2 protein-coding genes are annotated in these 14366 nt (G+C 53.7%); both read left to right on the top strand.

The window, feature by feature from the left end:
• On the top strand, positions 1-4560 hold the full coding sequence (locus AB432_RS27040) for a type I polyketide synthase (protein WP_053079641.1): 4560 nt from the start codon (positions 1-3) through the stop codon (positions 4558-4560).
• A 49-nt stretch (positions 4561-4609) separates the two neighbouring features.
• Complete coding sequence (locus tag AB432_RS27035) at positions 4610-14347, top strand: SDR family NAD(P)-dependent oxidoreductase (RefSeq protein ID WP_053079640.1); 9738 nt, start codon at positions 4610-4612, stop codon at positions 14345-14347.
• Positions 14348-14366: the final 19 nt, after the last annotated feature.

Genomic DNA, 14366 nt, shown 5'->3' with positions numbered 1-14366 from the left:
ATGGGTGATATAGCAATCATCGGGATGTCCTGCAGACTACCTGGAGCGCGGAATTATCATGAATACTGGTCCAATTTGATCGAGGGCCGTTCATCCATCCGGGAAATTCCCAAGGAGCGGTGGGACTGGAGAGACTATTGGGGAGATCCGAAAGTTGAATATGCGAAGACCAACAGCAAATGGGGCGGCTTTATTGACGATGTAGACGCTTTTGATGCCGCGTTCTTCGGCATATCGGCCAGAGAGGCGGAGGTGATGGACCCGCAGCAGCGGATGATGCTTGAGCTTTCCTGGTCGTGTCTTGAAGATGCCGGGATCGTCCCGTCAACGTTATCGGGCAGCAAGACAGGGGTCTATATCGGCGTGTTCAACTTGGATTACAAGGAACTGCAGGAGAGGCCCTCCAGCCTTATTGAAGCTCATTATTCGACGGGAACCGCAGCTACTGTTATCGCGAATCGAATATCCCATTTTATGAATCTGAGAGGGCCCAGCCTTTCAGTGGACAGCTCATGCTCAAGTTCGCTGCAAGCGATTCATTTGGCGGTCCAATCGCTGCAGACCGGTGAATGCAGCATGGCTTTGGCGGGTGGCGTCAGTTTGATCCTGACTCCGACCCGCCATATTTCATTTTCCAGAACCGGCATGCTGTCACCTACGGGCTCCTGTAAAACGTTTGATGATAACGCGGATGGCTATGTCCGCAGTGAAGGCGCCGGTCTTATTTTGCTTAAGCCCTTGGCACTGGCGGAAAAGGATGGCGATTTAATCTATGGCGTCATTAAAGGAAGCGCAGTGAATCATGTCGGCAAGACACACACCTTAACTTATCCGAATGCACAGGCGCAGGCTGAAGTCATCGAGGAGGCGTTCCGCAAAGCGGGTCTAACGCCGGATCAGGTGAATTATATGGAGGCACACGGCACCGGGACGCCTAAAGGCGATCCGATTGAGTTTCAGGGCCTTACGCTTGCGTTTCAAAAACTCGAAGCAGAGATGGATAAGCCGCTTAGTCATCGTTATTGCGGCATTGGTTCAGCCAAAACAAGTATCGGGCATGCCGAATCCGCAGCAGGCATCGCGGGCGTGATTAAAGTGCTGCTTTCCATGAAGCACAAAACACTCCCTGGATTACAAAATTTCAAAACGTTGAACCATCGGGTTGAATTAACCGGGACTCCTTTCTATATGGTGGACCGGCCGCGGGAATGGGAGCCGCTTCTGGATCATAATCAACAGCCGCTTCCGAGAAGAGCCGGCGTAAGCTCGTTCGGCTTCGGAGGGACGAATGCGCATGTGCTGATCGAGGAAGCGCCGCAGCGGCCGTCTCGCAAGATGGCGCAGCATGGATTGCCATGCCATCTATTTTGTTTTTCCGCAAAGTCTGAAAAATCGCTTCTTCTATCGCTAGAGACGTTAGTCGCATGGTTGGACAGCGAAGGAAGCGAGTGCGAAGCCGCGGACCTAAGTGCCGCCTTGCTGTTGCGCAAGCAGCATTTTGGCATTCGTACCGCTATCGCGGCTCAAAGTGTGGAGGAGCTTAAAGGTCGTTTAAAGGAGCTGCTGTCCGACAGGGAAGAAGCACAGCAATTTTTGAAGCAAGAAGCATCCAAAATAGAAAAGACCAAAAGTGCGCTTTTTCAAGAGCTGGCAGGACTACTGATCCGGGAGCTCAGTGAATGTGTGAATGATACGCAAAAGTATCGGGAGAAAATATCGGCTTTGGCAGAGCTGTATGTAAAGGGCTATGACTTCGATGCATGGGCGCTCTTTGAAGGAATGGACCTGAACAGACTTCGACTGCCTGCCTATGCTTTTACCAAAGACCGATACTGGATTACGGGCAGTACTCCGGAATCTGCCATTGTGCCGACGTCAGGCAGCGGAGGTATAGGTGAGCTTCATCCTGTACTGCATCGGAACACATCGGACTTTGCTGGGGTTCGTTACACTTCGGTTTTCACAGGAGAGGAATTTTTTCTCGCTCATCATGTCGTCGCCGGGAAGCGTGTATTACCAGGTGTCGTTTACTTGGAAATGGTTCGCGAGGCGGCTGAACAGGCCGGCAGAAAATGGTTAGGTGAGCGTAAGCGTATCGTCCTGAATCGGGTGGTGTGGTCGCAGCCTGTTATTGTGACGGATAGCTCCGTTGAGGTTCATGTGTCGCTTTCGGTGCAAAATGACGATAGCTGCAGCTTTCAAGTGTACAGCGTATCCGGTGAATTAGAGCAAGATCGTGTTCTTCATTGCGAAGGTTATGTCTCGTTTCGTTCGGCTGATCCGGCTACCAGGAAACAGCAAATTCAAGATTTCTTAAAATCCGGGCGAACCCCCGTCCCATCGCTCGTCTGTTATGAACGTATGAGGGGGATGGGTCTTCATTATGGTCCGGCTCATCAAGGAATTGAGCAACTATATCAAATGGACGGCTTTATTGCCGCTAAGCTGTTGCTGCCGGAACCCATTTCCGATACGCGAAATCACTTTGTTCTTCATCCGAGCATGATGGACGCCGCTTTGCAGACGGCGGTTTACAGTTATTCAAATGCGGGACAAACGACCGTTGGTGAAAGTAACAAGCCCTTGCTACCTTTTACGCTGAGAGAGCTCGAAATTATACGTCCGTGCGCTTCTGCTGCTTGGGCGATTGTAAGCCAGGAAGATGCGGAGGACAGCAAAAAGGCTAAACGTCTCCGTATTGATGTATGCGATGAGGATGGCAGCGTCTGTGTGAGCATCAAGGGCTTCGTCCTAAGGCCGCTTGAGGGCGGGTTCGCAGGCGGCGTCTCAGTTCCTGCAAAACCGGAGGCGTCAAAGGCATATGCGGGATTAATGGTGCCGCTATGGGACCCGATCACACCGGCTGCACGTAAAACGGATGCTCCGAAACTGCGAACCGTAATAGCTGGAGGTTCGGCAGCGAGCCGTGACAAGATATGGCGGGTTATTCCGAATGCGCAGGATGTAGAGCTACAGGTGGAGGATGACCTAGAAGTATTGGCACGAAAGCTGGGGCAGTGCGGCGAGATCGGCCATTTTGTTTGGATTGCGCCTGACGATTCGATAGAGTCAGCGGAATCGGATGCGATGCTTGCGGCGCAGCATGAAGGCGTGCTGTTCCTGTTTCGGATCATCAAAGTGCTGCTGATGCTTGGATATGGCGCAAAGCCGTTAAAGTGGAGCGTCATCACATTCCAAACGGTGCAGGTATTCCAGAAGGAAACGATTCAGCCGGCTCATGCAAGCCTGCATGGGCTTATCGGCTCGATGGCCAAGGAATATCCGAACTGGTCAGTTAGCTTTGCCGATTTGGAGCGGGAGGATGCCTGGCCGATTGAAGAGTTGATCGCATTGCCGCCTGATGACCGGGGCGACGTATGGGCATACCGGTCCAGGGAGTGGTACCGGCAGAAAATGATCCCGGCGCAGATCCCCAAACCCGAAGGTACATCCTATCGGAAGGGAGGAGTCTATGCGGTAATCGGCGGAACCGGCGGAATCGGAGAAGCATGGAGCGAATATATGATTCGCCAGTACCAGGCGAACATCGTCTGGATTGGCCGGCGGGAGATTGACGCCGGTATTCAGGAGAAGATCGATCGGCTGTCAAAACTGGGGCCGTCTCCGTGCTACATCCAAGCAGACGCAAAGGACGGGAAGGCACTGAAACTGGCGTACGAGAGCATAAAATCCAGCTACGGACAGATCCATGGCGTCATACACTCGGCAATTGTGCTTTTGGATCAAAGTTTGGCGAATATGTCGGAGGAACGGTTCGCAGCGGGATTGACGGCAAAGGTGGATGTGAGCGTACGGATCGTACAGGCATTCGGAAAGGAACCACTGGATTTCGTCTTGTTCTTCTCTTCCATGAACTCTTTTGCAAAACCAGGAGGTCAGAGCAATTACGCGGCAGGGTGCACCTTCAAAGATGCATTCGCACAGCGTCTGGCGATGGAATGGCCATGCAAAGTGAAGGTCATAAACTGGGGCTACTGGGGAGGAACAGGCATCGTTTCCTCGGAACATTACCAAAAGCGCATGGCACAAGCAGGGGTTGGCTCCATCGAGCCGGAAGAGGCGATGGACGCACTGGAGACGCTCCTTGCTGGGCCGTTTGACCAAATGATGCTAATCAAAACAACAAAGCCTTATCCGCTAATTGATATGAAGCATGATGAATGGATTGCAAACTATCCGGAACAGCTCTCGTCCAATATCCAACGGCTGATATCGGAGCGAAAGAGGCGCAGTGCATCGGAGCAGGAGTATCCTGTAGCAGCTTCTTCGGTATCTGTCGATGAGACAGCCGATCCTGTGCTGACGTACTTATCCGGTTTAGCCGCTGAATGGCTTCAAGTGGATTTCGGTGAAATTGGTGTGGATACTCGTCTGGAGGAATACGGGGTCGATGCGGTCGTTCTTAACGAAATGCTCACATCCGTAAATCAGCAGTATGATATCGATTTGCAGCCGGCCGAGCTGTCTGCTCAAGCATCGTTGCGTCAGATCGGTTCATATGTGCGCGAGGCAATAAGAATCGGCGCTGACAAGAGCTGATACCCAATATCCGAAGGCGATGCATAATAAAAGAAAGGATGGCCTGCTAATGTCGGGATTTAAGGTTGGAAGTCTGCAAATGAAGTGGAACGATCCGCTTCTTTGCCGGCTACTCTGGGGTCAACTGCAATCGATTGGCATGTTTAGGGAACGGAATACGACAATGGATGCGCTAAAAGCAGCTGCCGGCTTGCGCGGGATATACGAAAGATGGCTGGAAGAAAGTGTCGCCGCACTTGCGCGGCACGGTTATCTCGAGGTTAGCGGCGGCAATATCGATGTTTACGATACATCGCTTGTCCATATCGAGACCATCTGGGCAGAATGGGACCGACAAAAAACGGAGTGGCTTGCCGACCCGAATCTTAAAGCGCAGGCCGTCTTGGCCGAAGCCACGCTTAAGGCGCTGCCGGAGATCATTACGGGCAAAATGCCTGCAACCGACGTTATATTCCCTCAGGCCTCCATGGCGCTGACGGAGGGGATTTACAAGAACAATCTGGCCGCGGATTACTTCAATGAAGTGATCGCAGACTTCGTGGTCGATTATGTAAAAGAACGAAAGCGTCAGGACGCATCGGTACGCATCCGGATTTTAGAGATCGGCGCCGGCACGGGCGGAACGAGCGCGATGGTCTTTCGCAAGCTGAAACCGTACCAGGCGAATATTGAGGAGTACTGCTACACGGATCTGTCCCGCGCTTTTTTTATGCACGCCGAGAAAGAATACCGGCCTGACAATCCGTATTTGACCTGTCAAATATTCGATCTGGAGAAACCCCTAGCGGAGCAGCACATAGAGCCGGGAGCCTATGAGCTGGTGATTGCGACGAATGTTCTTCATGCTACAAAGCAGATCAGGCAAACACTGCGCAATGCCAAAGCCGCGCTTAAAAAGAATGGGCTGCTTCTTCTCAATGAATTAAATGACAACTCCCTGTTCTCCCATCTTACCTTCGGATTTCTGGAAGGCTGGTGGAAGTATGAGGATGCAGAGCTCCGAATACCCGGCTGTCCCGGCTTGTACCCCGAGACATGGAAGCGGGTGCTGGAGGCGGAGGGTTTTCGGCACGTATTTTTCCCTGCTGAAGGCAGACATGAATGGGGGCAGCAAATTGTCATTGCAGAGAGCGACGGCATCGTTCGACAGCTTGAAAAACGTCCGGCCTCTGCCGGAGTTGCAGAGCCTGGGGGAGCTCGGGCTTCGTCTTCGGAACGCTTGGATCGGATCGAAACACAGCATGGTTACCCAGCGCCGCTTGTCAAGGTAGAAGCGGCGAACGTTCAGGACATCGACCAGCACGCGATATCGGAAACGATTCGAGCGGTTATTCGAGAGAAACTGGCCGAATCGTTGAAGGTGAGTGCCGATATTATCCAAGACGATGAATCGTTTGCCGATTACGGCGTCGACTCCATCCTTGGCATTCATCTGGTGCGTATATTGAACGAGGCGCTAAAGGTGGAGCTGGAAACGACGAGTCTGTTCGACTACTCCTCCGTGAACGAATTGACTGCACATATCCAGTCGGCTTATATGGACGTTTTTATACATAAAAATGTGCTTGAACCAAAAGTAGAAGCAGAAGCAGCTAATGCTGTAGCCGACAGCGTCGTAATCGATACTGCGGAGCAAGAGCAGGAGATTGCTTGTGACCCGATGACGGTGGAGGGCATTGCGATTATCGGGATGAGCGGACGGTTTGCTGGCTCGGAAACGACGGACGAGCTGTGGCAGCATATCGCAAGCGGCCATGATTTGGTGGGCCCAATCACCCGCTGGGATATTTCTTCCCACCTGGCCTGGAGCGGCTCGGATGCTTGCCGCGACGGCAGCTTTTTGGACAATATCGACCGGTTTGATCCAATGTTCTTCAATATTTCGGGACTGGAAGCATCGTATATGGACCCTCAGCAAAGGCTGTTTCTCGAAGAAGCGTGGAAAACGCTTGAGGATGCGGGCTACGCGGGATCGGCAGTTTCAAGCCGGCAATGCGGGGTCTATGTCGGATGCTGTGGAAACGATTACAATGAATTATTTGGTAATCATCCGCCAGCTCAATCGTTTTGGGGGAACGCCATATCCGTAATCCCATCTCGTATCGCGTACTTTCTTAATCTGCAGGGGCCTGCGGTTACGATTGACACGGCTTGCTCCAGCTCGCTGACGGCTATTCATTTGGCTTGCCAAGCGCTTTGGTCCAATGAGGTCGAAATGGCATTGGCGGGCGGTGTTTTCGTGCAAGCGACGACTCGATTTTATGAAAACGCCATTCGAGCTGGCATGCTCTCGCCGAGCGGCCGCTGCTATACGTTCGATGAACGGGCGGACGGCTTTGTACCCGGCGAAGGGGTTGGTGTCGTGATGCTGAAGCGATTGAAGGACGCATTGGCAGACGGCGACCATATTTATGGTGTCATCCGGGGCTCCGGAATTAATCAGGATGGAACGACCAACGGCATTACAGCGCCAAGCGCCAAATCCCAGGAACGATTGGAGCGCCAAGTGTATGACCGCTTCCAGCTCGATCCGCAGGGGATCCAAATGATGGAGGCGCATGGAACGGGAACAAGACTGGGCGATCCGATCGAGTTTCAGGCCTTAACGCGTGCGTTCCGGCATTATACGGATAAGGAGCATTATTGCGCTCTTGGTTCGATCAAAACGAATATCGGCCATTCAGTCGGCGCTGCCGGAGTAGCCGGCGTTATGAAAATATTGCTTGCTTTGAAGCATAAGCAGCTACCGCCGTCGCTGCACGCAGAGCGCATCAATTCGAATATCCGCCTGGAAGGCAGTCCGTTTTTCATCAACAAGTCCATTCGGGCTTGGGAGACGGAGCCCGGCACGCCGCGCCGCGCTGCTGTCAGCTCATTTGGCTTTAGCGGCACGAACGCCCATGCGGTCATTGAGGAGGCGCCGCCGCATATCAGACGCGGTAAGCGGCAGCGCTCTCTCTACTTGATTGTACTGTCGGCTCGGACAGGTGAGCAGCTGCGCAGGCAAGCGGAACGGCTCGCTGCGTTTTGCAGGAGGGAGAACGGCAGTATATTCATCGGGGATATGAGCTTAACGCTTCTTCTCGGACGGAGACATTTTGCCGACCGGCTCGCCTTCTTGGCCAGAGATACGGAGGAGCTTCTTCTCAGGCTTGAAACTTGGCTGATGAATGGAGAAGGTCCGGGTATCTATGGATCTGATGCCCTAACGAAAGAGCAACGGGAGAAGCCGGATCTGAAACAGTATGGCAATGAATGTATAGCCATTTGCGCAGCGGCCGACCAAGATGCCAAGTTTATCGAGAGTCTGACTGCCGTGGCAGACTTATACAGCCAAGGCTATTCCTTGAACTATGAACAATTGTTCGAGGGGTGCAGTTATAACAGAGTGTCTCTTCCGACCTACCCCTTTGCCGATGAGCGGTATTGGGTAAACGAGGGCGAGAGCAGTCCGCATGCAGGAGCACAGGAAGCTTTGCAATTCTCGGAGGCTTTTCATCCGTTGCTGCATCGGAATGTCTCTACGTTTGCCGAACAACGGTTTAAGTCGATCTTTACCGGCAAAGAGTTTTTCTTGGAAGACCATGTGGTGCATGGGCAGCGGGTGCTGCCGGGAGCTGCATATTTAGAGATGGCACGGGCGGCCGTTCAATCGGCCGTAAGCGATGGGAAATACAGCGGGAAGAAGATTCGGCTCAAAAATGTGATATGGGCTAAGCCCATTACGGCAGGGGCTGCAGCCGTTTCAGCCGAAATTACGCTGACACCGTCAACCGACGGCGATATTGCTTTTCGGGTATACGGTCCGGCTGAAGCCGAAACCGTTTTATGCAGTGAAGGCTCCGTATGCCTGGAGGAGCCGGGTGAGCAGCCACGCATTCCGATCGACCGGCTACTGAAGGAATGTGCTACACGTTCGATCAGCCGGACGGAATGCTACGAGACATTTAATAGGATCGGTGTCAATTATGGTCCTTCTCATCAGGTCATGGACATTCTGCTCACCGGACAGGGCAAGGCGCTTGCGAAGCTGGTGCTTCCCGAATCCTTAGCTGCGTCTGTGCAGAGTTTTGCGCTGCACCCGAGCTTGCTGGACGGCGCGCTGCAGGCAGCTTCATGCCTGCTGCTCGGACTCGATACGGAAGTCGGCTACCAACCAGATACCTCTCCGCCGCTTCCTTTTGCGCTAGAGGAGTTGGAGCTGCTGAATGAATGCCTGCCTGTTATGTGGGCTTTCGCCCGCTTCAGCAGCGGCAGCGGTCGACACAATCAGCTTCCAAGCCTTGACATCGATCTGCTGGACGAGCAGGGGAATATTTGCGTACGAATGAAGGGGTATTGCGCCAGAGCGGTGGAGGCGGGTGCCAGGCAAGAGGATGTCCTTTTTATGGTTCCGGAATGGAGGGACAAAGCTCCGCAGCCTGGAATGGCGAATTCGCCAGTAACCGAGCATACCGTGATCCTGTGCGAGCCCGCTCCCATGCTGCAAGCATCGGTGGAAAGCGCGTTTCCCGGTGTCCGTTGCTTAGTGCTGACGGCCGAAGAGGACGCCATGGAGCAGAGATTTAGCCGCTTCGCGCAGCGGATCTTCGAAGAGACCCAGCACTTGCTGCGCCAAGTAACAGGGAGAGGCGTCATACAGATCGTTTATACCCCCGTTAGCGGACGCGAGCTGCTGGCGGGACTGCGCGGGCTGCTAAAAACGATGCGTCTGGAAAACCCGCATATGTCAGGGCAATTGATCGAAATATCGCAATACGATGCAGAGTACGCAATCGTGCAAAAGCTTCGCGATAATCTCGATCATCCCGAGGATACGCATATCGGCTATCAAGGTTCCCGTCGTATGGTGATGACACTCAAGAGGCGGGCTCCTGGAGAGGGAACGAACTCCCGGTTATGGAAGGACGATGGCGTTTATCTCATTACGGGCGGAGCAGGCGGCTTGGGTATCATTTTTGCGAAGGAAATCGCCCGAGCCGTACGCGGAGCGACGATCATTCTGACCGGCCGAGCACAGTGCGATCCATATAAGCTGTACGAGATCAAAAATTCAGTTTCGGGAAACGCCGACATTGTATACAAGCAAGCGGATATGACACGGAAGGAGGAGGTAGAGCGGCTGGTTCACGCTATCGAGACGGAGTACGGAGGATTGAACGGGGTCCTTCACAGCGCCGGCGTGCATGCGGATAATTATTTACTTCGCAAAAGCAAGGACGAATGGAATGCGGTATTGGCTCCTAAGGTTTCGGGGCTCGTCCACCTGGATGAAGCAACGAAGCATATCCCTTTGGATGTATTCGTCATGTTTTCATCTGTGGTTGCTTGGCTTGGCAATCCCGGGCAGGCGGACTATAGCACGGCAAACGCGTTTATGGACGCGTATGCCGTCTTCCGCAGCAGACTTGCCTCGGAGGGCCAAAGAAAAGGCCATACTTGTTCCATTAACTGGCCGTTATGGCAAGAAGGCGGCATGCGGGCAGGCGAGCATGCCGAGCGTGAGCTCGCCAAGGCGATCGGATTGATTCCGATGTCCACCAAAGCCGGAAGCCGGGCCTTCGATCAGGCGATGTCAATCGGTTCGTCGAACGTGATCGTCGCGGCTGGAAGCGCTGATCGATTGGAGCAAGCCTTGACAGGGGATATCCAAGTATCGTCGGATGATGTGCAGCAGTACGAATCGGCAATGGATACCCTTTCGACCGAAGTGGAAGAACGTGTCCTCCTAAAAGTGAGGGAGATCGTTTCCTCCGTCATCCGGCTGCCTCTGCATCGGGTGGAAGCGGATGCGCACATGATGACGTTCGGGCTGGACTCCATTATCGTCATGCAATTGACGGGACAGCTCGAGCGTCTATTCGGCTCCTTGCCGAAAACGCTGTTTTTTGAATATCAAAATCTGCGTGACTTGGCGAAGTTTTTCATACAGCGGCACGAATCACGTTGTGCGCAATTATTCGGAGATCGTCCTCAGCCGAAGGTGCTAGAGGAAGATACGCGTATGCCGGAACATTCTGCCGCGCGACAAACGGTACTTTTACCAGAGAAGGAAAGCGAGATTGCCGTCCCTAAGCAGCGCAGCCTTCCCGGCAGCGCTCCCCTTGATATCGCGATAATCGGTGTTGCCGGCAGATATCCGGGTGCGAGAAATATGGATGAGTTTTGGGAACTGCTGCAAAAGGGCGTCGATTGCGTGACAGAAATTCCAAAGGAACGGTGGGATCATACCCCTTATTTCCACCCTGACAAAGGAACGACCGGCAAAACAAATGGCAAGTGGGGCGGGTTTCTGGAGGGCGTCGATCAGTTTGACCCGTTGTTTTTTAATATTTCGCCGCGTGAAGCAGAGCTTATGGATCCTCAGGAGCGGCTCTTTTTGCAGTGTGTCTATGAAACAATCGAGGATGCTGGCTACACCCGGGACAGTCTTGCCGGAAGAAAAGGGGACGGTGAGAGCTCCAGTGTAGGGGTATTCGCAGGCGTCATGTACGAGGAGTACCAGCTTTACGGAGTTCGGGAGACGATGAACGGTAATCCGGTCGCGCTGAGCGGAAGTCCGGCGTCGATTGCCAATCGGGTATCGTATGTTTGTAATTTTCAAGGTCCGAGCGTTGCTGTTGATACGATGTGCTCGTCCTCGCTCACGGCCATCCATTTTGCATGCCACAGCCTGCAAAGGGGAGAGTGCGATGCAGCCATTGCCGGCGGCGTAAACGTCTCGCTGCATCCGAACAAATATCTGTTGCTTGGCCAAGGCAATTTCCTGTCCACCAAAGGCCGTTGCGAAAGCTTCGGAGCCGGCGGAGACGGCTATGTCCCCGGGGAAGGCGTTGGAGCCGTCCTGTTGAAGCCGCTTGCGAAGGCCATCGCTGATGGTGACCAGATTTATGGCGTCATTAAGGGGACATCTATTAATCACGGCGGGAGAACGAACGGTTATTATGTTCCGAATCCGAATGCGCAGGCTTCCGCAATTGCGCGCGCGTTGAAGGAGTCGGGTATAGACGCAAGGTCAATCAGCTATGTAGAGGCCCATGGTACGGGTACATCTCTTGGAGATCCGATTGAAATTGCCGGGCTTTCTAAAGCGTTTGGAGCTTATACCGAGGACAAGCAATATTGTGCGATCGGTTCCGTGAAATCGAATATCGGTCACTGTGAAAGTGCCGCAGGCATAGCGGGCCTGACCAAGGTGCTGCTGCAGCTCAAGCACCGGAAGCTGGTACCGTCGCTGCATGCCGACACGCCCAACCCTTTTATCGATTTTGCTACTACGCCGTTTCAGGTTCAGCGGGAGCTAGGGGAGTGGGAGCGTCCGGTGATGGTACTTGACGGGAAAATCGAGGAGAAGCCGAGAATGGCCGGCCTTTCCTCATTCGGAGCCGGCGGTGCGAACGCTCATCTCATCGTTGCCGAGTATATTCCGGATCGTAAGCGTGCCGTGCATGTGCCAAAAGCTCAGCGAGAATGTATGATCGTGCTCTCCGCCAGAAGTGAAGACCAATTAAAAGAACGGGCTCGGCATCTGCTGCAGGCGGTTAATAAAGACCTTGAAAATGACGATTCTTTCCTGATTAACATGTCTTACACACTCCAGGTAGGCCGGGAGGCGATGGAAGAGCGTATGGCCATCGTCGTAAGAACGGTCGAGGAGCTGCGGGCAAAGCTTATCCAATATGTGGATGGGCAGCTAGGAATTCCGGATTTGTACAGAGGATCGGTAAAACAGAACCGGGAAACCGTTGCGCTCATTGCGGTGGACGAAGATATGATGAAAGCGGTCGGGGCCTGGATGGCCAAAGGTAAATACGCGAAGCTCCTGGATCTATGGGTAAAAGGGCTGGATATCGACTGGAGCAGTCTCTATGAAGAAGGCGATAAGCCGGAGAGGGTCAGTCTGCCCACCTATCCGTTCGCACAGGAGCGTTATTGGCTGCCGTCGGTATCTTCTACGGATGAACAAGGAGCGTTCTACTCTTTAGAACGACATACTTCCGCGCCTGCTCTTGAGCCTGATGAGAAGGCGAAGGTTATTTCCGCTGAGGAATCTAGATCTCCGCTTGCCCATAACGGATTACTCGTGCCAGTGTGGGACCCTGCCCCATCGACAGTAAGAAACGCGGCTGATCGGAAGCCGTATGGCCGCACAGTTATTATTGGCGGTACGGCCGCAAGGGTCGCGGAGATCAGGCGGCATGTAGAGGATGCATCGGATGTGCAGCTTCATGCGGGAGAGACCACGACGGAATTGGCACGGAAGCTGGAACTGTCCGGTCCGATCGGGCATTTGATCTGGATTGCTCCGGATGATTCGATAGAAATAGCGCAATCGGAGGCCATGTTGGAGGCGCAGCGTGAAGGGGTACTGTTCCTGTTTCGAACCCTAAAAGCCCTGTTGGCCCTTGGATATGGCATGAAGCCGTTACGGTGGAGCATCATCACGGTTCGAACCGTCCAGGTTTACCGTGGCGAAGCGATTAAGCCTGCCCATGCAAGCCTCCACGGGCTAATCGGCTCAATGGCAAAGGAATATCCGAACTGGTCCGTTTGTCTTGCGGACATGGAGATGGATAACGGCTGGCCGCTCGAGGAACTGTTCGCACTCCCGCCGGATGCGCGGGGCGATGGATGGGCGTACCGATCCGGGGAATGGTACCGGCAGAGACTGATGCCCGTGCGCATGAACAAGCCTGCAGCTACCGTATACAAGAAGGGTGGCGTCTATGTAGTCATCGGCGGTACGGGCGGCATCGGAGAAGTGTGGAGCGAATATATGATTCGGCGTTATCAGGCGAACATCGTTTGGATCGGGCGACGGGAGAAGGATACCGGCATACAGGCCAAGATCGATCGGCTGGCGGAGCTTGGACCGGCTCCACGCTATATCCAAGCCGATGCGACTGACGGTAAGGCGATGGAGCGGGCGTATGAGGAAATAATAAACCGATACGGACGCATCCACGGACTGGTCCACTCGGCCATCGTACTGCTGGATCAAAGCCTGGCGAACATGGAAGAGGAGCGGTTCGTTGCGGGATTGCGCCCGAAGACAGATGTGAGCGTACGAATGGCACAAATATTCGGCCATGAAAAGCTGGACTTTGTCCTGTTCTTCTCATCAATGAACGCGTTTCTAAAGCAGGAGGGGCAGAGCAACTATGCGGCAGGCTGCACGTTCAAGGATGCGTTCGCGCAGCGTCTGGCGACGGAGTGGCCATGCGCCGTGAAGATCATGAACTGGGGCTATTGGGGCAGCACGGGCGCTGTGTCGTCAGAGCGTTACCGCCGGAGAATGGCGCAAGCAGGCATTGTCTCCATTGAACCGGGCGAGGCGATGGACGCGCTGGAATCGCTGCTTGCCGGACCTTTCGATCAGCTTGCCCTGATGAAAACGGCGGCAGGTAACGAAAAGTTTGGCCTGCCGATCGCCGATGAGCTGGAAGCTTATCCGGAAGAGGACAGCCTGTCTTTCGAGCATATCGTCAATCATCTTCGTTTGCCCGCGGTTCCGAAGGCTGAAGCTTCGGACTTGCTTAGAGAGGGAGAGTCGGCGGACCGGCTTGGAAATTCTCTGCTACGGGCGGCAGCGAGCATATTGAATGTGCAAGCGGAAGAAATCGAAGCGGACATCCCATTCTATGAGTATGGATTCGACCCTGTTAAGCTGGCCGAATTTTCCCGGTGGATCTCGGATCACTATCAGCTTGCTATGACAAGCGATACGCTCCTTCAACAGGCAACGCTTGGACAGTTGGAGGCCTTCCTTGCGGAGCAGATCGGATAAACAACCGGATTCGGAAAAA

Origin of the sequence: Brevibacillus brevis (assembly GCF_001039275.2) — a bacterium.
Lineage (GTDB): Bacteria > Bacillota > Bacilli > Brevibacillales > Brevibacillaceae > Brevibacillus > Brevibacillus brevis_C.
This window is presented reverse-complemented; position numbering and strand designations above follow the sequence as displayed.

Bases quoted from the DNA above. Each gene is read 5' to 3' on its own strand.
- AB432_RS27040 (WP_053079641.1), top strand. From the start codon at position 1: ATGGGTGATATAGCAATCATCGGGATGTCCTGCAGACTACCTGGAGCG.
- AB432_RS27035 (WP_053079640.1), top strand. From the start codon at position 4,610: ATGTCGGGATTTAAGGTTGGAAGTCTGCAAATGAAGTGGAACGATCCG.